Origin of the sequence: Clostridium sp. BNL1100, assembly GCF_000244875.1 — a bacterium.
Taxonomy (GTDB): Bacteria; Bacillota; Clostridia; order Acetivibrionales; family DSM-1351; genus Ruminiclostridium.
Genome location: NC_016791.1, coordinates 1,463,493 through 1,484,668, shown reverse-complemented (window position 1 = coordinate 1,484,668; position 21,176 = coordinate 1,463,493). Strand labels below are relative to the sequence as shown.

At 38.3% G+C, this 21,176-nt stretch carries 19 protein-coding genes; all 19 read right to left on the bottom strand.

Going from position 1 to position 21,176, the window contains the following annotated elements; all coding sequences use genetic code 11:
• Window positions 1-26 precede the first annotated feature (26 nt).
• Window positions 27-3,641, bottom strand: coding sequence for a putative baseplate assembly protein (locus tag CLO1100_RS06245; protein ID WP_014312909.1), 3,615 nt, complete (start codon window positions 3,639-3,641; stop codon window positions 27-29).
• Window positions 3,641-4,036, bottom strand: a complete 396-nt coding sequence (locus CLO1100_RS06240) for a GPW/gp25 family protein (RefSeq protein ID WP_014312908.1) — start codon at window positions 4,034-4,036, stop codon at window positions 3,641-3,643. Before CLO1100_RS06240 ends, CLO1100_RS06245 begins: the two co-directional genes overlap by 1 nt.
• A gap of 64 nt (window positions 4,037-4,100) precedes the next feature.
• On the bottom strand, window positions 4,101-4,496 hold the full coding sequence (locus CLO1100_RS06235; RefSeq protein ID WP_014312907.1) for a PAAR domain-containing protein: 396 nt from the start codon (window positions 4,494-4,496) through the stop codon (window positions 4,101-4,103).
• Window positions 4,497-4,542: 46 nt separating this feature from the next.
• Entirely contained in the window at window positions 4,543-5,265 is a 723-nt protein-coding gene (locus tag CLO1100_RS06230; RefSeq protein ID WP_014312906.1) for a phage baseplate assembly protein V, read from the bottom strand.
• Complete coding sequence (locus CLO1100_RS06225) at window positions 5,262-6,308, bottom strand: contractile injection system protein, VgrG/Pvc8 family (RefSeq protein ID WP_014312905.1); 1,047 nt, start codon at window positions 6,306-6,308, stop codon at window positions 5,262-5,264. Before CLO1100_RS06225 ends, CLO1100_RS06230 begins: the two co-directional genes overlap by 4 nt.
• Window positions 6,309-6,319: 11 nt before the next feature.
• Complete coding sequence (locus tag CLO1100_RS06220; protein ID WP_014312904.1) at window positions 6,320-6,934, bottom strand: hypothetical protein; 615 nt, start codon at window positions 6,932-6,934, stop codon at window positions 6,320-6,322.
• Window positions 6,934-8,235 (bottom strand): hypothetical protein, encoded by a 1,302-nt coding sequence (locus CLO1100_RS06215; protein ID WP_014312903.1) that lies wholly within the window; start codon window positions 8,233-8,235, stop codon window positions 6,934-6,936. The genes CLO1100_RS06220 and CLO1100_RS06215 overlap by 1 nt, the downstream gene beginning before the upstream one ends.
• 26 nt (window positions 8,236-8,261) lie before the next feature.
• Window positions 8,262-8,735 (bottom strand): phage tail protein, encoded by a 474-nt coding sequence (locus CLO1100_RS06210; protein WP_014312902.1) that lies wholly within the window; start codon window positions 8,733-8,735, stop codon window positions 8,262-8,264.
• A 9-nt stretch (window positions 8,736-8,744) separates the two neighbouring features.
• Entirely contained in the window at window positions 8,745-8,930 is a 186-nt protein-coding gene (locus CLO1100_RS20685; RefSeq protein WP_014312901.1) for a DUF6760 family protein, read from the bottom strand.
• Window positions 8,927-9,295 (bottom strand): phage tail assembly protein, encoded by a 369-nt coding sequence (locus CLO1100_RS06205; RefSeq protein ID WP_014312900.1) that lies wholly within the window; start codon window positions 9,293-9,295, stop codon window positions 8,927-8,929. Before CLO1100_RS06205 ends, CLO1100_RS20685 begins: the two co-directional genes overlap by 4 nt.
• A 205-nt stretch (window positions 9,296-9,500) precedes the next feature.
• Window positions 9,501-9,944 (bottom strand): phage tail protein, encoded by a 444-nt coding sequence (locus CLO1100_RS06200; protein WP_014312899.1) that lies wholly within the window; start codon window positions 9,942-9,944, stop codon window positions 9,501-9,503.
• 22 nt (window positions 9,945-9,966) lie between these two features.
• Complete coding sequence (locus tag CLO1100_RS06195; RefSeq protein WP_014312898.1) at window positions 9,967-11,511, bottom strand: phage tail sheath C-terminal domain-containing protein; 1,545 nt, start codon at window positions 11,509-11,511, stop codon at window positions 9,967-9,969.
• A 123-nt stretch (window positions 11,512-11,634) separates the two neighbouring features.
• A complete protein-coding gene (locus CLO1100_RS06190) occupies window positions 11,635-12,243 on the bottom strand; it encodes a DUF4255 domain-containing protein (RefSeq protein ID WP_014312897.1) in 609 nt (202 codons plus the stop codon).
• Window positions 12,244-14,478 carry an ATP-binding protein gene (locus CLO1100_RS06185; RefSeq protein ID WP_014312896.1) on the bottom strand — a complete coding sequence of 745 codons (2,235 nt, stop codon included), beginning with the start codon at window positions 14,476-14,478 and terminating at the stop codon, window positions 12,244-12,246.
• 101 nt (window positions 14,479-14,579) lie between these two features.
• Complete coding sequence (locus CLO1100_RS06180; protein ID WP_014312895.1) at window positions 14,580-14,801, bottom strand: hypothetical protein; 222 nt, start codon at window positions 14,799-14,801, stop codon at window positions 14,580-14,582.
• Between the two features lie 125 nt (window positions 14,802-14,926).
• Complete coding sequence (locus CLO1100_RS06175; protein ID WP_014312894.1) at window positions 14,927-15,169, bottom strand: hypothetical protein; 243 nt, start codon at window positions 15,167-15,169, stop codon at window positions 14,927-14,929.
• Window positions 15,150-15,527: a hypothetical protein gene (locus tag CLO1100_RS06170; RefSeq protein ID WP_014312893.1), complete on the bottom strand. Its 378-nt coding sequence runs from the start codon at window positions 15,525-15,527 to the stop codon at window positions 15,150-15,152. Before CLO1100_RS06170 ends, CLO1100_RS06175 begins: the two co-directional genes overlap by 20 nt.
• Before the next feature lie 473 nt (window positions 15,528-16,000).
• Window positions 16,001-16,684, bottom strand: a complete 684-nt coding sequence (locus CLO1100_RS06165; protein ID WP_014312892.1) for a hypothetical protein — start codon at window positions 16,682-16,684, stop codon at window positions 16,001-16,003.
• Window positions 16,685-16,771: 87 nt separating this feature from the next.
• A complete protein-coding gene (locus CLO1100_RS06160) occupies window positions 16,772-21,130 on the bottom strand; it encodes a hypothetical protein (protein ID WP_014312891.1) in 4,359 nt (1,452 codons plus the stop codon).
• Between the last annotated feature and the right edge of the window lie 46 nt (window positions 21,131-21,176).

Below are 21,176 nucleotides of genomic sequence, written 5' to 3'. Positions count from 1 at the left end.
CTTAGGATAAGACCTTAATTTAAAATCTAATCCTTATTAGGAAAGCAATGATCACATTTTGTTCCTAAGGGTGCGTCACTGATTTTCTCAAGATATCTTCTGTCTTCTTTTAAAAGTTCTCCAATCCGACACTCTTCAGCGGGATTGATGGAATCATGTATAACATTTGTATCCCTGTTAAGAAGATATGGAAATTTTATTTCTGACTTTTTATTTATGAAGTGCTCTCCACTGTATACCAGCTCATCTTCCTCTAAAAATACGTCACCCTCCAAAACTTCGCTTATTCTAAGAGGTGTTGTATTGACATATTCATCATTTCTGCTTAAAAAGACTACATCTCTGGCTTCAGGAACGGCTATCTTTATATTAAAGGTTTCACTCTGGGCTTTTATTTCATTTAATATAAAGGATCTTATGAACAAATCCTGCGTAGCCTCAGCTTCTATATCACTGCCAACAGGATAATCAACCTCAAGGGGTTCTCCGTCAAAAGTCCTGCATTGCAGAGTATCGCCTTCTACTGATTCCACGATCAGTTCCTTTGGAGGGCAATTTACACAGGTAAGCATAATTCTGTCGCCTTCTCGGAATCCTTTTACAAGAAGGGTTCGAACATCCTTGTTTGCCTCGAGCTTTTGTGCCAGTGCAAATATTATTCGGTTATCTTTGCTTTTTACGGCACAATATGATGGGTAAGAAATAGCAGGCCTGAAGGGTACTTCTTTTAATAATTCAATATTAAGGGTATAACATTGAACCGAAGCTTTAACTGAGATGTCTGTAATGTAGTCCACTCCGTGTGTATTTTTTATTATTGAACAAACCTCGGATATATACAGATTTTTTCCAAGTGTCCAACCGGTTTTTTCTTGCCCGCCTCTTAAAGGATTCAAGAACTCCCTTAGATTTTCTATAATATTACCCTCTATAATTTTTGCTGATTCAGGTTTTGTATATTTAACGGACGCCTCTATTCCGATTCTTATGTAGTCAGGCCCTATTATGTCAAGGCGCGGACTGTCAGGATTATTTAAAATAGTTGGGATTCGTTGAGCAAGATATTTTTCTATTTCATTTAGTAGCTCCTGACTTGGATTAGGCTTTGGAGCATCATAATCTGGAACTACGATTACTGTTGCTTTCCCAGGGCAAAAATCCAGGTTCTGGTCCATTGTTGGAAAGCATTTTACAATAGCTATCTGAGGTGCAGCCTCACGAACAAGCCATTCCACATCTTCACAGGTTATTCCCCTGTCCATACTTTTTAATGTGTGTGGTCCTCGTTTTTTGGTTTCCTCAACCTCTTCCTGATCAAAGCCTCCATCAGCTGCTACGGGGTTTGTGGCTGAATCGATACCCGGATAACTGTCCCACAGCTTTTTTATCGAATCTGCTTCAACGTTTCCACAAGAGCCACCACCGTATTTGTAATTACACTGTATGTTCTCTTTTCCGGCAGGAGGAATCATGCCATTATTACCATCTCCGAAGGTAATAACTCCGCTGTTGTTATCAAGCATATAGTGCCTGCTGTCCGGGCCTGACAGTGAAAAAGTCTGAACTTCCTCCCATATTATCGCATCCCCCTGTCCCAGTGTTTCCGTTACCCTTACTACCTGACCGTTTAATACCGGAGTACGTGAAAATTGGAATGTCTGGTTTGGTTCCCCGTTACTTGAACCCAGTATTTCATTTTGTATTGTATTTGAGTTGAATGCCCACACTGCATTTGAATAAATTGCACTTAATCTGGGATAAACTATGTAATCTCCGCCAACTTGATTTGCGCTCTCAAGTCTTGCTCGCAACCAGAACATTTCTGACCCGAAAAGGGGTATTTTTTCAATATCCCCGGGAATGACAAGCTGTTGAATCTCTCTCCTTGTAAAATCCCTTACTGCATCGTTAACACTTAGGGCTAACCATTTCCTTCCATTTGAATATTCCCATGCAACAACCGGCTTTTTACCTTTCTGGTCTCCTGTAAGCGGGAAAAACAAAGAAACAGGTAAATTACTTATGTCTCTGTTAAAGCCCAGATATAAGGCAGGTTCATTATCTATGCACGAAGAGAACAGTTTAAAGGTTTTTCCTGAGGCAAGACATTCCTTAGTTTTTTCTCCCATAATAAAGTTATTCTCTGTGATTACATTCTCCGGGAATACCTCCGGAGATGAATAGGTATAATCAATCAGTAATTCCCTTATTGACGGTGGTATGAATGTAGGTTCAATGTACTCAGCCTCTGTAATAGAAATTTCCTCATTATTTAACAATACAGGCTTGGGTACATATGAAACCCTTCCATCTTCACCGTAGTTGCCTCCGATTATTCTTACACGTATCCAGTAATTTTCCTCACCGTTTATGCTGTGTGATTGTATTTCGGGGCATTTAAACTTTATTTTTCCGCTTTTTGTTAAGGCATAGGTAGTATCCGAATAAATCAAGCCTTCCTTGATAAAGATACTGCTGCCTGAATTATCTGACATTCCGGTTTTTGCAAATCCATTCCATTTAGTTCCATTCCAATATTCCCATGCAAGTAAAATATTTTTAGTATCAGGTATACTTTTTGCATCTGAAAGATTAATACCTAAAGTTATGTCCGCATCTTTTTTTGAAAAAGCCTCTTTACAAGCAAAGTAAAATGTGTCGTTGAATATGGGTCTTTCTCCAAATGGGTAAAAATCCTTTGTTAAATCAATCGGTGCGTAATTAAAGACTGCTACACCGGGAGCAAGCCCATTTCCAAAAGTATCAACACTTATTTTTATATCCTCAACATCAGGTAAAAGATTTGTATCCCTCAGGGCTGACTTTAACTCTGCGTAAATCCAATGGTTTTTCCAGCAATTAAAGGAATTGTCTTTCTTGTACCCTGAAATTTCTTTTTGAGAAATTCCCTTTATACCTGAGAATGAAATTCCTCCAGTTTGTAAAAGAGTCTGTCTGCTCCCATTTTCAAGCTTCAGGGGCTGCGGATCTCCTTTGTCGTCAAAGTAATACCACTGAAGGCTGTATATATCGCTGCTGTCACCATTGAGTTGTAATTTCACATTTACTACAGCATCTTCTATACTGAATAATCTTGAATGACCTATGTATATGCGGTGTATTATTGGTGATTCTCCTCTAAACAGTTCTGCCTCAATACCACTATTATTTTCAGCTAATAAAAAATCCAAATTGCTCCATCTGTCTTCTGACGGATCTATACTCAATACTCTGATTAAGCCTGGTCTAATTACGGTCAAATCATTTTGAGTTTCAAATACAACTTCTTCTTTGTTCTCAGGCTGAGCTGAAATTTTAGCACCTGCAGGTATAAATCCATCCTTGTCCCAGTCATCTTTAAGCTTGAAAACCAAGGGTGCTTTTGACGGTATTGGAGAAGTAGGACTAACTCCTATCAGGTTTAAAAAAGCGGTAAAATTCTTATCCAATGCCTGATTTAATGAATAATTGACATGTCCCATCATATTGGAAAATATATTTACAAGTGCATCAAGCTCTTTATCTGCCGCAATGTCATCAACACTTCCAAATTCAGGGCAATAATAAAGTATCAAGCGTCTTATTTCACTAACCAAATCTTGTTGGCTTCGATTATCAATTTTCGGTATCATATCTGTCATTATCTTCCCACACTTTCAAGATAGAATGGATAAACAAGGTTTGCTTTACAATTACTGGACTTTATGATGTATTCTATATTGATTTCTATAGTCGGCTCTGTCTGGTTCATAGTAGCTGTTACGCTCTGTACTTCTATTCTAGGTTCCCAATTAAGTAAAGCCTCCTCAACATAGGTCTGGATTAATGTAGCAGTTCCAAGTTCGTTGGATGAAAACAGCATGTCATTTAGTCTGCATCCAAAATCCGGTCTCATAACCCTCTCGCCTCTGGAAGTTCCCAGGATAAGCATTATTGACTCCTTTATAGATTCCTCACCGACAGAAGTACGCAGCTTTGATTTTTTTGCTGAAACAGGATATTTTAATCCTTTTCCTAAAAAATCTATTACTTCCATATACCCTCCAATTCCCCAATGTGCCCGGCTAAGCGTGACATCAGGCTAAAAAGTATTTTTTAATTCAGCCTCCGATAATTACAGTACCTGCAGCTACTACCTTCCCCACCGGAAGGTCCGCAGGATCATTGCATGTAATAGCCGTATCTCCGTTTCTGGCTGCCATTTTTCCATTTATTTTAACAGTGGCACTACCCACTGAGATTTTGCCCTTATTTTTTGGTGCTTTTTGGAAAGGCCCCGATTTCGGGGAATGAGATGGTGTATTTGTAGCTGTTGAATCTACTGTTGCAGCCGGCTTCCCCATAATATTCACATTACTGCTAAGGCTCCCGTCTATAATGCCGGTAAAGGGATTCGGTATCGGTGTCGGCACTGTGCTTGATCCTACCGGAACCAATTCTATATGCGTATCCGTTGCTATTATGCGATCACCTTGCTTTGCCGCTGGTTGTCCCATACACATTCTCTCCTTTTGTATAATAATAAAAGATTAGAACTTTTAATCAGTTTATGTTAACAGTGGCTCCTTTAATTGTCATATTAGAGGATGCCTTTATGTCCATTGCGGCTGAAGCTTCTATTTTTGTAGCTGCCGAGGATTTAATTTCTACATCTTTTGCATTTATTGAAAGTTTTCCGTTAGGTGCTGAAAATTCAATATCTTTACCTGAATTTATAGTTATTTTATTGTCTTTTGTACTGATAGTCAGTTTATTACTACCTGATTTATCTATAATTTGTATACTCTCAGCTCCACTTTTATCATCAATTTGTACTATATGGCCTTTTGATGATTTCAATAAAATTCTTTCTTCGCCGCTTTTATCAGAAAACTCGAATATATGTCCGCTGCGAGACTTTATAACTCTGATATTATTTTTTCCATCACTGTTTTTTTCAGGAGGTGTGTCTTTTCCATTCCATAAAGCTCCAATAATAAAGGGCTTGTTGACGTCTCCGTTTTCAAATGCAACAAGTACCTCGTCACCTACTTCTGGAAGGAAAAAAGCCCCTCTCTCTTTTCCGGCCATAAAGGATGCAATTCTGGCCCAATTTGACTCTTTCATTCCAAGCAATGGAATCTGTACCTTTACAAGTCCCGGCCCCGGCTTTTCGGAATCATTTGCGGAGTCATTCTTTATGACAACCCCAATCATTACACCTAAAACCTTTTCATCTTTTTGAACATATTCAGTAAAATTTGAAATGCTGATACCTTCACTCATATTCCGGTCCTCTTTACCTTAAATTTAGTCATATAGCCCTGTTTATCTATGTTATGGATAGTTGAAATAATATAGTAGACTCCTGTGAAGCGCTCATCTATCCCCAAAATTTTTACGGATTTCCCGGCCCTGACCAGAGGATTACCATAGCATTTTCCCTCGCCGGTTATAAATTCTCGAAGAAGGCTGTTATACGCTGCCGCAGCTGCCGCTTTACCTTCACTGACATCAATGAGGTTTTCTACCCAGAAGGACACCGGAGCTTTTTCAATACTTTTTTCAGTAATTTCATAGCCCGATTCTTTTCCACCCATTTTTGTCGTTTCGTCCCCTTTTTTCGCCAGGGCTTCTATTTCTTTCTTTTCCTTAACGTTCCAACCTCTTACTTTGACTTCACTTCCCTTTGTTAATGCTCTGAGTTCAAGATTCAGTTCCTCATAATCCCTTTTGTAATTAAAATCAGGAAGTTCAGGGGCTTTAGGAGCCCGGGACTTAACAAAGTATAATTTTTTGTCCTCGGCATAAAGCTCATAATCCAGATATGCAGCTCTTTTCATCAGGAAATCATAATTGCTGATATTGTTCTGAAAAACATACGGATAAATAGTTTTTGTATCGTCTACCTGAGGAGTGAGTCCATGTTCCCGAGCAATTTCACTGGCTATATCACTGTCCTTTTTCTTGGTAAAAACCTTGTTTCTTGTTCCCATACGTAACCTGTGAAGCATGTCGTAGCCTCTTATTTCAACCAAGCTGTGATCGGCAACTAACAGTTCCAAAGAGGTTATTTCTCCACTTATCATTAATTCAGGCTTGTCAAGTCCCATCAAAATTGATAACTTATCTCCGGGTTTGAAGGTTTTTAAATCAATCCCCCGCCATTTACCGTTACCACTGTCCACCATATTCATTTGTATTCTGAACAGAGCCGGCAGGTTTATTTCATCCTCAATTGTCACAGTTTCTATAGCGTTAAATAAGTCAGCAGCTAAATCCGATCCATTGAGCTTAATTTTATAATTTGCAACTTTTGTAGTACCCATAGTTCCACCTCTTAATCCGGTATAACCAGAGTCCTTCCGAAATCATTTTTTCCTGGGAAACCGATTGGATTGACTATTCCGTTTGCAGCAGCAATTGTACGCCACTTTAAAGGATCTTTGAGTGCTTCATTCGCGATTATATCCAGTCTGTCTCCGCTCTTGACTATCCACAGCTTTCTGCAGGCTTCCTTGCCCTGAGCAAGTTCAACCTTCTTTTGGGGTTCGTCTGATATGAGTGTTATATCCAGCAATGACCTTACAGGAGTTCCGTTTTCCAGAAACATTGTATATTTTTGTTCTATCTTGCTGATAACCCCTCGATATGAGTAACCGCCCCAAACAAACAAACATGTTGGTGGCTTTTTTGTACTTTTTCCGGCTACTTTCGGGTCAAGGAGATCTGTTATTTTCATTGTTTCACGCCTTACGTCTCTTCGCTTTTCATAGGTGTCATAAAACAATGAGATTTTAAATTCAGGTGTTTCTGCTATCTGAAACTGCTTTTTATCATTTTCTCCCGTGTATTTTCCTTCGAAGGATACGGTGTATTCGTTTGGGTTAAACATTACTGATATTGGTTCGGCGCCGGGTAAATCCAGCGGGATTATTTGTGCTTTTTCTGCCATTACCTAAGACCCCTCCTATCTTTTTGTATTGTCAACCTCTTCTCAAGTATTTGAAAAACTTTGTCTGCAAGTACTTTTACTTCCTCATTTCCTATGGTTTGCAGTTTTTTATCCGGCTTTGACGGGGAGGTTGCTTTAGCGTAAACATTTTTTTCTGCATGCATAACATCCATTGGCAAAATTTCTTTTATTTCCTGTTCTTTTTTATCTTTCTCCTTTAACTGAGGCCTGTAAAAAACCAAATCAGTAATTTTATCATTCTTTTGAGGTAAAAAATGAACAAATTTCTCGTACTCATCTAAGTCTGTTTCTATTATTTCATGCTCACGAAGGATATTACGATTGATTTGTTGTTTTTGTGTACTGTGAATTATATTCTGTGTGGGAATATCATTCTTTACATTAAACCTCTCTGAATTCAATTCCCCTGGTTCCGGATGTTGGTACTTTTCCTTTGTGATAAGCTTATTTATTATAGTAGTTTGGCTTATAGTTCTGTCTTCAATGGTTCCAGAGAACCTGTCTGTCAAAGATTTTGTTGCCGGAAACAGATTGTAAATCAATGTGTTTAGTTTATTCTGCCCGACATATTTGTTGCCGGATACTACTGGCTTTTGATCCACTTCCTGTACTACTGTTTGTTTCTCGTAATCCTTCTTATATATTATTTCTTTCTCAAGAATATTTTGATTTGTTGTATTCTCACGTGGTTCTTTTATAACTACCCTTTCAGTATCAATCAGCTTTGTATCGGTTGTTTTATTATTGATAACGTTTTCTTTGTTTTGAATATCTGTAATATGGTAAAAATATTTGTTATAGCTGGCAGTTCCTGTTTTTACATCTGTAAAATCGTCTAATGGTTCTGATCCTGTTTTTTCAGTGAGCCTATGAAAAAAGTATTTTTGTTCCTGATTATTGGTATTCAATAGAACTTTCTGAATGAGTTTTGTCGGTTCGGTTTTAGAATATAGCTTAATTTCCGTTGGCGCTGTAATACTTATGATATTGTCGTATTTATTATATGAAGGTTTAAAACTGACAGTCCGTGTTGTGCCTGGTAGTGTTATTTTTGTTGAATTATTGTTTATATATTTATAAACTTTTAGTAAAGTGTTGTACCTTTTTATTTCAGTATAATTAAAGGGCTCTTTTCCTTCACCGGATTCTAAAACCATATCGGAGCTGTTTCTGAAAATCAGTCTGGTAAATTGACCTTTCCACCTTCCGATACCGTATTTGCTCAGTATATTTTGTGCAAAGGACGTATTAAATTTGTTTAACTTATTTGTTTTAATCATATACTTACGTCCCAACCCTGTATTTTCTATTTATGCATGTTTATTCCATTATGAGTCAATACCAGTGTTTCTGCAGCTATAGAACTGCTTGTGGCACTAAATGCCGGACCCTCCCACTTAATAGGACATGCCTCCAGAAAGTCCCACCACAATTTCGGATTACCCGAATGGTCCAGCAAGCAAATTGAACCGTTTTTTCTGGTTATCCTGCCATTAATTACTCTCCGATACCAGTTCCATAAATAGTCGTCATTCGTAATTCCGTGTTTCAAAGTTATATCACTGTATTTAGTCTGAGTTAAGAATGTGTACTCTTTGTGGTTTTCTCCTCCGAAGGTTTTACGCTCCACCTGAGTTTCAATACTCAACCCTGAAACATCAGTAAATCCTGCAACTGCAATACCATCTATCTCTACTACAAAGTTAAATGTAAGGTATGGATCTTTTCTGTATCCGGGAACCCAGTTTCTTCTTTCTACCAAATTTACTATATTTGCCATGGTATCCTCCTAAACCTCAAAGAAATCTTTCTTGCCCTCATCTCCGTTGAGCTTCTTGTTTATTTCACTAACTTCCCTGCACCAGCGTTCTCTCTCAAAATGCTCCAAACCCAGCACAGTTTTGTAATCCCAGTGCAGGTAGTAGGACAAAAAGGCTACCTCCTCGTAGAGGCGGTCGAGAGGGTAGCCGGTTATTCCCCCAGAATCTCAGCCTCAACCTCAAAAGCGTGATCACATTTGGGACATTTAGTTTTTATAGTATTAGAGCCATTCTGGTTGATTCTGTTGTATAATTCCTGCAAATAGGAAAAGTCGGAAGTATACAACTCCTCTATAACTCTGGGAGTTATCATTTTAAGCGTACCTAAATTTGTTACTACACGTGAAAGCAGAATTACTGATAAATAGGCCGGGTTCTGCTGTACACGGGCATCACGAAGGGGCATTATTTCATCTGCGGCAGTAGCAAGTCTCATGTTTCCCTGCTTATGTACCGTTCCTGTATCGTCAACGTAACCTTTGGGCAGTGTAAAATTAAATTCTGTTTGTAAAATATCCATTCTACATTCCTCTCTTTTGATTATTACCTTTAACTGATGTAAGGTACGGCTTCAACCCTGAAAACCGGGTTGAAGCGACCTTCACCATCATTTTGTTCCTCAAAATACACAATAAAAGGATAGTTATTGAAATTTGACCGTTTATACTAATATTTAATTTTGCAGTATGTTATCAATTCAATAATAATCCGACTAATGATTAAGCTTACTTAACTCTTGATACGCCTTCATGTGCCAGTTCAATGTTTTCAATACTAACTTCATTTCCCTTTGCACTTAATGCACTAACATCATATTTAATTGGCCATGCTTCAATGATATCCCATTGAGCTTTGTCATTGCCTTCTTCATCTACCAATATTATTGATAAGCTTCTTCTGTTGTTAAGTGCACCTTTTTGTACAACTGCTTTACGCCAGTTGTACAGGTCCATAGTATCTGTAAGACCTCTCTTTAAGGTTACATTACCGAACTTTGTAAGACCTGAAAGTTTTCTTGAATGAGGTGCATCTGTTCCCTCTCTGTATTCTACTGCTTCTGTAGATATATCAGGAATTGTTGCATCAGAAAACGCTGCTATCTGAATACCGTCAATTACTACTCTGAATCTAAAATTTCTGTATGGATCATTTCTCTTTCCTGTTGCCATTGGTTAATCTCCTCTCTGGATGTTATTTTGACAGCGTCTTTTGGCTGACTTTAATTATTACAAATTCTGCCGGTTTAACAGGAGCTACACCGACTTCTATTACCAATTGACCTGCATCTCTTGATGCCGGAGGATTGTTTTCCTCGTCTACTTTAACGAAGAAGGCTTCTTCCTGGGTGGAACCATAGAGTGCTCCGTCTCGCCACACTCTTGTCAGGAAAGCTGATATGTTCCTCTTTACCTTGCCCCAGAGAGTTGGCTCATTTGGTTCAAAAACTACCCATTGGCTTGCCTTGTCAACTGATTCTTCGATATACATCATCAAACGTCTGATATTTATATAGCGCCATTCTGAATCAGATGAGAGAGTTCTGGCACCCCAGATACAAATTCCCTCAGGTAAAGAACGGATTACGTTTATACCTATAGGATTGAGAAGTTCCTGTTCACCTTTAGTTACTATCTTTTCAACACCTACTACTGTGTCAAGGTATCCGTCGGTAGTTCCGGCAGGAGCTTTGTGTACTCCTCTTGCTGAATCAACATATGCATATGTACCTACAACTGAACCTGAAGGTGGAATAAGTTTTTTCTTGCCTGTAAGCGGGTCGTTGATAAATACCCATGGATAATACAATGCTCCATAAGAAGAGTTAAATGAGTTACCTGCATAGTCTCCTGCACCCTCTTTGAAGTCCTTTACTTCCTGAGGTGTCAAGCCGTGTGGAGGATCAATAACGAAGAAGCAGTCTTTTCTGTTCTTGCAGTAATTTAGCATTGCAAGAATAATGCTTCTGTTAGCCTCCATATCTGCAACGTCAGGAGCTGCAAGTATATTAATTTCGTCTATAGGTGTAAATGCATTGATTCCCAACTTTTGGTTTTGACTGTCAATGTACTCTACGTATGATATTCCATCAACGCCATTTCCCAATTCGGTGAATTCATCCCCTTCTGTAAACATTGGAACCTTGTCCATGTTATCAACTTTTTTAAGATCCACCAATGGTGTTACGGTGATAAATGATGATACCTCATTGATTTTCTCTTCAAAGTTGGTTATAAGTAAATTGTCAAATGTTTCAACAAGTTCGCCTACAACATCTTCTCCTACATACTCATCGCTGAATGAACTCTGCTCAGTATACTTGATATTAAGTTTAAAGCCGTTAATCTGTCCGTTTGTTGAACTGCTTATTTGAAAGGAAATTCTGTTACCCCAGTTTCCTTCAGAACGGGCACTGATTTCGAATAAGTTTGCTCCCTGGTCATCCTTTACAATACTAAAAGACTTCTTTGCATCTTCTGATGCGGCTCTTACAACATAGCAGGATGTTCCTCCTTCCGCAAAGAAATTGTACACGGCATAAGCAAGGTATGCATTGGGGATAAATCCTCCAAACTCACTGACATACTGGCTCCAATTAGTAACCAGAATAGCTTTACCAATGACACCTTTCTCAGCAATTCCGATAAAAGCACCCACCGCTGTACCTACGCCTTCTATCGGCTTCACTCCGCTGGAAACTTCTTCTACATAAACTCCTGGTGATAAATAATTTGGCATTTCAAGTCCTCCTTGTTATAACTGTTTTTATGGTCCTTCTGTTGAATAGACCTATATGCCCTCGCTATATTTTTAAATATGCGAAATCATATTCGTTAATTTGTATAATCTCTGGTTGAATCATCATGTATTCTTTTTAGATAATTCGGTATGGGTTTTTAAATCATAATATTTTGGTGTTGGTTGCTCTGTAATTAATGGGAATGTAATAATCTTTTCAGCCGGCATTCTTACCGCAGATACCAGATAAGACAGGCTTAATTTTGCCGGTTTTCCCGGGAATACCTCCCATAACTGTTTGATATCTTGCAGTGATAAATTATTGTAGGATATCCTTATTTGTTCGTTTCCGCATACGACCAGGTTTCCTTTAAGATCATCTCCACTGAGCACAGCATGTTCATGAAACAGTTGAAATAGTTTTCCCAAAATCAAAAGTTCTGTATCCCTGTCCTTTGCATATGGGGTCATAAGATAATACAGGTCAAGATAGGAGGGAGGGTCAAATAACTGGTTTGTCCCTGGTATACGTTCTCTCTCACTGTTTCTCATGCTATGGCTTTCGGTAAGGTAATACAAGCATAATGAAAGAGTCATGTTTGCTGAGTCTACATCGCTTGGTGAACCGAATGTTATGTAACTGTCATCATTTAATTCTGGAACATTTGCTTTAATCAAAGCCTTTAGGCTTGCACTGACATCTCTGATTACTGTACGGGTTTCCACAGCCATTTATTTCACCACCTCAATCAGTTGATAATATGGGTCAAAATCTGATTTCAAAAAGGTTTTACCCATTTTTTTGTATTCTCTTTTTGCCGCCTGCATTATTTGCTTTATCCCTATGGGGCACCCTGCATGGGCAGCATAAAAAGCTGCATTTAATGCTATATTTTTGATATTTCCCCCTGCCATAACAAATTTCTCTGCCAGAAAATCGTAATCCAGCTTGTCCTCTACCGGAGCCCCGGACGGAAATATACTCAACCATATAAGCTTACGTTGCTCCTTATCAGGAAATGGGAATGCTATGTTGAAGTGCAATCTTCTCAAGAAAGCTTCATCAATGTTCTGATTCAAGTTTGTTGCCAGAATAACTATTCCTTTGTATTCTTCCATTCTTTGAAGCAGATAGCCTATTTCAACATTTGCATATCGGTCATGAGAATCTTTGACTTCGGAACGTTTTCCGAACAGAGCATCGGCTTCGTCGAAAAACAGTATGACATTTGAGGTCTCGGCCTCATGAAATATTTCTCCAAGATTTTTTTCCGTTTCTCCGATATACTTGCTTACAACTCTTGAGACGTCAATCTTGTATATTTCAAGGCCTATTTCATTTGCTATTACCTCTGCAGCCATTGTTTTCCCACTGCCCGGGGGACCTGAGAACATAATATTCAATCCTTTTCCTAGTGCGAGACGCTTTTCAAATCCCCATTTTTCGTAAACGATCGAACGGTATTTTACCTGCCTGCATATTTCTTTCATTTGCAACATTTGATCTTCGGGCAAAACAAGCATATCCATTGTGTAAAGTGTATCTATCTTTTTTGCTAATTCACCAAGTTTTCTGTTTGATTGAGTATAGCAGGCATTTGTAAGGTCATTTGTCTCAATCCTTCCATCGCTGGCTCCATTCCATACTGAATAGTTTTCACCTAATCTAAGAACATTTTCAATCTGACCCGGTGTAAAACGGAAAACTTCAGAAAAATTATTGAGGTTTAAATTTGCATCCAACTGATATTTTCTACTAAGTTCCTGCCAGTATTTTTTTCTTTCTGTTGCGGAAGGATACGGGTATTCCACTGCAACATAGGCAAACCTGCTGTCAGTATTTGTTAAATGCCACTGAGTTCTTCCGAGAATGAATGTTGTTTCAGAAAACTCATGGAGCATTTGTAGGATTCTGTTGATTCTTATCTGCTGGCTTCTTTCTTCTGAAACCAATAGCTGAAAGTTTTCAAGGCAGAGAATACCATCGCTTATTCTAATCTGCCTTCCCAATAGACGGAGAATTTCATCAAAAGGTAAATCAGAGCTTAATATCTTTTCTAAATCCGCTACAATAAGAGGTAACCCCAGACGCTCACATACTGATAGTACGTACTCTTTTTTGCCGGCTCCGTCAGGGCCATAGAAGTAAAGTATTTGGTTTCTTCTTGTCCTTCCATTCCTGTAATAGTCGATAAAACGCAGCATTCTGACGTTTTCAGTATTAATGCTGATGTTTTCTGTTTGCCGTGTTTGAATCAGTTCAGCCACATGTATTAACCGTGAATCAAGTATATTTATATCCAGTAAATAATTGACAACCCAATCATCCAACTTCAGATGACGTGATATCAAAGGGATACAGCTATCTGATAAATCATTTCCGCTTTCAAGCAAAAGCCTGACCAAAGGTGCTTGTAGACTGAAGACTTTTCTAGCTTCAATTCTTTCATCCTCTGATGATATAAATATCTTCATCAATAGGTTAATGCTTGGAGTTTTTATTGAAGTATCATTTTCAAAATACCCGTATACCTTTTCATATTTTGGATCTATCTCAGGGGCTATGCAGGCAACAAGACATTTTTCTTCAAACAGACTCAGGTTGAGTAATTTTGATATGTACGGTAGTGAAATGTGTCTTCCGCATGCTCTGGTTGCTTCAAGCCTTTTGGTAATTTGATCGTCCAGTTCGCTAATCTTGTCCTCTATCAAGGTTTCCTGTCCAAATGTATTTCCTTCTTCCAAAAGATCACATATTTCCTCTTTTGACAAAACCACACCTGCATATGATGTTGTACTGCCCTCTTCTGTATCATCCCGGATATATCGTCTGAATACTAAATCCAGACGCCTTAATTCATCCGACAGGTATTCTCGACTTGAAACATATGCGATTGATTTCTGTATACTTTCCATATCTCCCTGATTTCCGGGGATGCCTTTTGCATTGTTTTCTGAACTTATCATTTTTTGGCCTTTCATCAAAGATATGCTTTACTTTGCTTTGGATTTAATCCGTTCACTATATACGGAAAATTTACCATGTAATTTACAACTATTATTGAAAATTATTTTTTATCTGCCCTCTTGTCATTAATTAATTCCTTCTCTACCGCTTCAAGGAGCCCAATGACATTTTTGAGTCTGAAGTCAGCTGTCCAGTACTCCTGGTATAAATTCCCGTATTCAATATCCTGCATTAATTTTTCATCCTGACAGGAATTAAATACTACACTGTTTTTCGCCCTGATCTTTTTCAAGAGTTCTATTATGGTCTTGAGTTCTTCCATGAGGGAGTTCTCCTTCTTGTTTTTTGATTGATAACTTCTCACTTTATAAGTAAAAAAAGTTTTTTGTTTAACAACCAAAAAAATAAGGCTATAGCACAATAAATATTGTTTATTGTGCTATAGCCTTAAATCGGTGGATTTGCGATAGGTCCTTGCAGTGGCTTCATCAGACTTTGTACAGGGCCTGACCCGGCAATTTTGTCAAACAACTTGTCTGCAAATGGTATGTACTGTCTCACCAGCTCTACTATGGATTTTCCTGCTATGGCTTCTATTCCTTTGAATACTGCTTTTATTAGTGCTGATGGCGGATGCGAGATAATGAAGTTCAGTACCATGTCCACAGCCTTATTGGCTATTAACTTCATTAACTGTGCAGGCTGTCCCAGTATTGCTACCTATGTTGCCTGCTATTCCTGCTGCTGACAGTAGCTTTAATATATCCTTGAGTTTTATGCTTTTTATTGTATTTACAAAGTTCATTACCGAACCTGCTGTACGTAGCAGTTGTAGAAGTGTAGTGGCAAGCCATTTTACTATCTGAATCAGCACGCTTCCTCCGCCTGTTGCAAAGGCAAGGGCTATTTCTGCAGCTATTTCTGCGGCCTCAAGGATTGCTCCAAATATCTTCTTGAAGTCCATGGTGAGGAACTTCTTTATTCCCGCCATGACTGCCTTGTATAACTTTTGTAAACCGGCAAATAAGCCATCTACTGCTTTTGCCATAAAGTTCAGTGCTGCAGTTACTCCCTTTTTCAGAAGCGCTGCTGCTTTGTTGACTGCTGCTACCGCCTTATTTACAACTCTATCAGGTTACATATGCAATTATCTGTAACAATCTTTCACAGTACTTGTGCTCTTGCTTGTCAAAAATACACTTTCGGGTAATCCAATATTGGTTTATTATTATTGCATTATATTACTCTTAAAAGCATAAAGAAAGGCAGCTACCTCAATATAGATAACTGCCCTTGTTTGTATACGTTATTAATGCATATTTTCACCTGAACTTAGATTGCCTATAAACACCCCCGAATTTATATAATTCTTGTTTATACCATAAAAGCAAAAGAGATATGAACGCTTCTATAAACCTTCATACCTCTAATTTAATCAGACTAAAAGCTTTTTACAGAAAAATTATCAACCATTTCTTTGAAAGCCTCGTATGATTATAAAATCATGTAAAGATATTGTTTCTATCTTACCGCAACTAATAGATTTTTGTTTATTATGTAAGGTTTGATTTCCTTTTTCCATAGTTCAACATATGGCTTATATGGATTTTCTACATCATCAACTTTTCCAAGTGGCCATAAAATATAAAATATAAGGTTATAATCTAACGTTAATTCGTATAACGCTTCTTCAAATTCAACAATCGGATTTATATTTTCATCTGGCAATATATTGAGACGCATAACTTGAGAACAACATCCTTTGATATCTTCATTTTCAATATCGTCTGAGTCATATTGATTCAAAAAATCCTCTTCACTAAGTTCCTTAATTTTCATTTCATGGATATCATATGTTTCTTCGCCACCAATCTCTAATAGGTAATTCATTCCATATATATGCTTGGTAAGTAATTGGGATAATTCATCCTGATTCAAAGTCTTGTCCTCTGTTATTATAGGTTCTTCTTTCCCATACAATTCATAAAAATTGTCAAATACCTCCTTTCCACTTTCAAAGCAAAGAAAAAAAGGTTCACATCTCTTATAATCATCAATAAAATACGAAAAGAAATATGGTGATATCATTTCATCTCTATTTAACTTTTTATCCCTAATAAACTGTGCTTTAATACTAGGCATAAAGTTCAATAATTCAACCCATTCCTTTGGTAAATCTTTTAATTCTTCCTCTATTTCCCCCATATTACCCTCCAATTAGAAATAATTTAATAAATGTTTAACTTTTCAAAAACTTGGTTACATCTACATTTTACCGCTTACTAGAATTTTTTATTCATCCTCTTTTATTAATCTTATACCTTCTGGCAATACAGCTCTTCCTTTTTTAATAATGTTACTAGTATCGTCTATACCCTTATCTTTTTGGGTTAAGGCAAGATGGGCATCTGCCCATTTATTCAATTTCTGCAGGTACTCCTCCTTTGTTTCACATTTACCAAATAAATCATCTAGTTCTTTATGTGCTAAAGAACTAGCCGAATTCTCTTCACTTGTATGAGTTGACTTTTCTCCCTTCTTGCCATCACCATGCCTACCGCTTATCATATCTTTATCTCGTAATTCATTATTACTTTCCTTTGTTTCATCTGGGACCTTTATATCAAGAAACCATAAATCGTTAGATTCTTTTTGGTTTATTTTTGTAACAGCTCCGTACTTTATTTCCTGTATAGTAAGTCCCCATCTTTTAGCTTTATTTGCTTGAGAAACTTTGTACCATTCGTGATTATTTCCTGCCCGTAATTTATCTTTAATAGTTTTTTTGCTTTTACTATCTTCCCAAAGCTTATCTAGTTCATCAATAGTAAGGTCATCAAACCATTTATCAAAATCTTTAGTCTTAGTTGGTACTTTTGCTTTCCCACTTAGTATATCTTCAGCAGAAGGATCTGCCTTACTCTTAGCCCCACTTACTACCTCAGCAGCTTTTTGTAGTTCTTTCCCTAAAGTCTTAGAATCTTCGTTCAATACCTGTTGGTTATTTTGGCTCTGTAAATCTTTTACTTTTTCCTTAGTTCTATTATTTTCACTTAAAATCCTGCTAACTTTACTATTTTTCTGAATTTCTTCTGGTGTACTCGCCATCATTACAACATTCTTATTCTTGCCTTTTTCCACCCACAGTTCATGGCTTTCATTCCCAAGCTTGAATTTGACCTTCGGAGTAAGCATCTTCCCTATAATGGCTTTTGCTCCGCCTGCCACTTTGCTTGCAAGGTTTTTGCCAAGTTTGGCGATGTTTCTTAATCCTATTGCGTAGAGTTTTGTATGTATTCCCGATAACAATATGCCCAGGAAGTCGCCTCCGCCTTTTGGTCCTCCTCCTTTGCTTTCTCCCTTGGCGTCGCCTTTGCTGTTTGCTTTGCTGCCACCCGCTTTACCTATGCCCATTGCTGTCACAAGTTTTGCTCCGCTGCCCAGAGTAGACGTGGCTGACTTCTCGGCATTGTTTACCATTCCGGTAGCTCCATCGGTTACCTCGTCTACCATTCCACTTACATTGTTTATAGGTCCTTGCAGTGGCTTCATCAGACTTTGTACCGGGCCTGACCCCGCAATTTTGTCAAACAACTTGTCTGCAAATGGTATGTACTGTCTCACCAGCTCTACTATGGATTTTCCTGCTATGGCTTCTATTCCTTTGAATACTGCTTTTATTAGTGCTGATGGCGGATGCGAGATAATGAAGTTCAGTACCATGTCCACAGCCTTATTGGCTATTAACTTCATTAACTGTGCAGGCTGTCCCAGTATTGCTACCTTTGACTTAATGCTTCCTGCTATTTCCTTAAGCTTTCCCTTTACACTGCCAAAGAAGCTCCCGACTGACTCCTTTAGTTTCCCGGCGCCTTCGCTGAGGGCCTCTACAGGATTTCCCACCACATCCATTGCTTTTACTGCCCCGGCATATATTGCACTGAAGGTTGCAAACCATGGTTTTGTGGCTATATTAATTACTCCTAGTATCTTTCCTACTCCACCTGCAATCTTGTTGTATACTCCTTTAAATACATTGAATACAGATGATAGTGTATGAAGGACTTTGACCAGTCCCTTTTCTGCACGTCCTGATGAAGGTTCTTTTTCACCTTTTTCGTCCTTACTTTCCTTAGGCAGGCCTGTTAATTCTCCGAACAATCCCTTTGTAAGGAATCCTGCTATTCCTGCTGCTGACAGTAGCTTTAATACATCCTTGAGTTTTATACTTTTTATTGTATTTACAAAGTTCATTACCGAACCTGCTGTACGTAGCAGTTGTGGAAGTGTAGTCGCAAGCCATTTTACTATCTGAATCAGCACGCTTCCTCCGCCTGTTGCAAAGGCAAGGGCTATTTCTGCAGCTATTTCTGCTGCCTCAAGGATTGCTCCAAATATCTTCTTGAAGTCCATGGTGAGGAACTTCTTTATTCCCGCCATGACTGCCTTGTATAACTTTTGTAAACCGGCAAATAAGCCATCTACTGCTTTTGCCATAAAGTTCAGTGCTGCAGTTACTCCCTTTTTCAGAAGCGCTGCTGCTTTGTTGACTGCTGCAACTGCTTTATTTAAGGCTTTATCTATCAAATTGCATATTCTATTCGCTATTCCCGGGAATTTAGCAAGAAGGGTTTTTACCAGTCCTTTAAGGACAGTTCCCAAGCCCTTTATAGCACTTACTATCAACCTGCGGCCTGCTTCTATTATTCCGACTGCCAGCTGTTTTGCTTTTTCAAATATTGTTTTTACCGCCTGACGGAGTTTGTCAAATATAAAGCTGACAGCCTTTGATATACCGTCTACAATAGCTTTACCTACTTTTTTAATTCCTCCCCATATTTTTCCAGCAAGACTCTTAGGTTTTTCTTCTTGCTTCTTTTTCTCTTCATCAGCATCTTTCTTGGCTGTTTTGCATTCCTTGTCAGCATCCTTTTCAGCATCTTTAAGGGTCTTTTTTACTTCGCCTTCTTTTTCGTCCTTTATTTTTCCTACTTCTTTTTTCTTCTTTTCTGTCTCTGCACCGGCATCTTTTTCATATCCTTCTGTTGCAGTGTTTATCTCATTCTTCCACTGGTCTCTTAAGCCGCCTACTTCGGCCTTTGCATTTTCCTGCTCCTTTAACTGACTATGTCTTGCTTCCGCTTTGTGGTTTTCTATCTGAGCATCTGCGTTTGCTTTTGCATTGGAAACTCCTGAGTCAAACTGGGTCTTGCCCTTTTGGAATTCATTTTCTTTACCCTGCATAAAGCTTTTAAGCTGTGCATTCAATTGAGGATTTACCCTTGAAGCTACTTCTGGAGATATAGGAGCTTGCTTGTTTATATCAATTCCAAGCGGAAGTACTCCTCCTATGGCTTTATCTGCTTTTATTGTTGTCGGGTCTTCCTGAGGTGCAATGCCGTTTTCTCCAAAATCCTGCTTTGTTTGGTTTAATTCAGCCTGTTTTGCATTTCCGGCATTCTGGGATGCTTCATTCATAAAGCCTTCCATCTGATTAGGGTCGGCTTCTCCTGTCATTCCTATTTCCGGAGCATTTTTTGCATATTCTTTTGCTTGCTGCCTTACTTCATCAGCATCAATGTCATCGCCTTCACGAATCTTAATATTCTCCGGCATTCCTTCAGATGTTTTACCGCCTGATTTCTCACTCTTGAATGAGGAAATTGCAGAATGAGCTAACTCCTTAACCTTGGTTACAACCTTTGCCGGGCCCTTTTTAGCAGGAATTCCTGTTGGAGTTGGTATTACCGGAATTTTAGCCTGAGTTTTTGTCTTTTGTTTTTCAAAAGCAGTCTCAGACACTGATGATGCCTGTGAGAAAGCATTTACTATTTCAGTTGGAGGAACAGTTCCAAGTGAATTTAGTATTTTACCCGGGTCCTCTGAATTTATTTTAATTACAGGTGCTTTAACGGGAGCCTTCTTCGTCGGTGCTTCATTCTGACTCTTTACAGTTCCGCCAAAGCCTGAGTTTATTTTATTTGAAGTAGATGATTCACTTTTTGCAGGTGCGCTTGTTTCCTGAACTTTATCTTTTTTCTTTGGAGAAGAATTCTCTTGACTTTTGTTTTCAATATCAGTTTTTTTTGGTTTCTGTTTTGGCTTTGAGGATATGGTGGGTTCAATATTTTGGGTTCGAGCCTCATCACCTTGTTTTTTAACAGTCCCTTTTTCAGGTTTAGCCAAAACGGGGCTATTTTCATTCTTTTTTTGACTTTGCACTATTTTATTCTTATCAGTAGCAACATTATCATTCTTAGTATGTTGCTTTTCTGTATTCTTACTAACTTCAGGAGCTTTTTGAGGCTTTTCCTCAACTTTTATATAAGGAACCTTTGTTTTTTCAGCTGTTCCATTCAGGGATTTTACGGCACCAACCTTATCTTTTCCCTGTTCTTCCTTCTTTTGCTCCTTCTTTGTCTTCAAATCTGTTAGCATTTTTCCCAGAGCTTTATTTCCTATTGTGCTCTGTAGTACTACTACATCGTCACGTTTTAACGAATCCGGATCCTTTTTGAGTCGATGTATTATTTCAACCGCATCCGCTTTTCCGGCAACCGGCTTGCGGCTCCCGGCTTGACCCTGTATGTTATTTCTTTTTACGCCGGTTGTCTTCTCTTTTTGTTTTTGCGCCGTTATAACTGGACTCATCAGCCGTTTTCCTCCCTTGCTACTTTTAATTGTTACAAGCTGCAAT

Excerpts from the sequence above, each read along its gene's own strand:
- CLO1100_RS06245 (WP_014312909.1), bottom strand. The coding sequence starts at position 3,641 with ATGACAGATATGATACCGAAAATTGATAATCGAAGCCAACAAGATTTG.
- CLO1100_RS06240 (WP_014312908.1), bottom strand. The coding sequence starts at position 4,036 with ATGGAAGTAATAGATTTTTTAGGAAAAGGATTAAAATATCCTGTTTCA.
- CLO1100_RS06235 (WP_014312907.1), bottom strand. The coding sequence starts at position 4,496 with ATGGGACAACCAGCGGCAAAGCAAGGTGATCGCATAATAGCAACGGAT.
- CLO1100_RS06230 (WP_014312906.1), bottom strand. The coding sequence starts at position 5,265 with ATGAGTGAAGGTATCAGCATTTCAAATTTTACTGAATATGTTCAAAAA.
- CLO1100_RS06225 (WP_014312905.1), bottom strand. The coding sequence starts at position 6,308 with ATGGGTACTACAAAAGTTGCAAATTATAAAATTAAGCTCAATGGATCG.
- CLO1100_RS06220 (WP_014312904.1), bottom strand. The coding sequence starts at position 6,934 with ATGGCAGAAAAAGCACAAATAATCCCGCTGGATTTACCCGGCGCCGAA.
- CLO1100_RS06215 (WP_014312903.1), bottom strand. The coding sequence starts at position 8,235 with ATGATTAAAACAAATAAGTTAAACAAATTTAATACGTCCTTTGCACAA.
- CLO1100_RS06210 (WP_014312902.1), bottom strand. The coding sequence starts at position 8,735 with ATGGCAAATATAGTAAATTTGGTAGAAAGAAGAAACTGGGTTCCCGGA.
- CLO1100_RS06205 (WP_014312900.1), bottom strand. The coding sequence starts at position 9,295 with ATGGATATTTTACAAACAGAATTTAATTTTACACTGCCCAAAGGTTAC.
- CLO1100_RS06200 (WP_014312899.1), bottom strand. The coding sequence starts at position 9,944 with ATGGCAACAGGAAAGAGAAATGATCCATACAGAAATTTTAGATTCAGA.
- CLO1100_RS06195 (WP_014312898.1), bottom strand. The coding sequence starts at position 11,511 with ATGCCAAATTATTTATCACCAGGAGTTTATGTAGAAGAAGTTTCCAGC.
- CLO1100_RS06190 (WP_014312897.1), bottom strand. The coding sequence starts at position 12,243 with ATGGCTGTGGAAACCCGTACAGTAATCAGAGATGTCAGTGCAAGCCTA.
- CLO1100_RS06185 (WP_014312896.1), bottom strand. The coding sequence starts at position 14,478 with ATGATAAGTTCAGAAAACAATGCAAAAGGCATCCCCGGAAATCAGGGA.
- CLO1100_RS06180 (WP_014312895.1), bottom strand. The coding sequence starts at position 14,801 with ATGGAAGAACTCAAGACCATAATAGAACTCTTGAAAAAGATCAGGGCG.
- CLO1100_RS06175 (WP_014312894.1), bottom strand. The coding sequence starts at position 15,169 with ATGAAGTTAATAGCCAATAAGGCTGTGGACATGGTACTGAACTTCATT.
- CLO1100_RS06170 (WP_014312893.1), bottom strand. The coding sequence starts at position 15,527 with ATGGCAAAAGCAGTAGATGGCTTATTTGCCGGTTTACAAAAGTTATAC.
- CLO1100_RS06165 (WP_014312892.1), bottom strand. The coding sequence starts at position 16,684 with ATGGGGGAAATAGAGGAAGAATTAAAAGATTTACCAAAGGAATGGGTT.
- CLO1100_RS06160 (WP_014312891.1), bottom strand. The coding sequence starts at position 21,130 with ATGAGTCCAGTTATAACGGCGCAAAAACAAAAAGAGAAGACAACCGGC.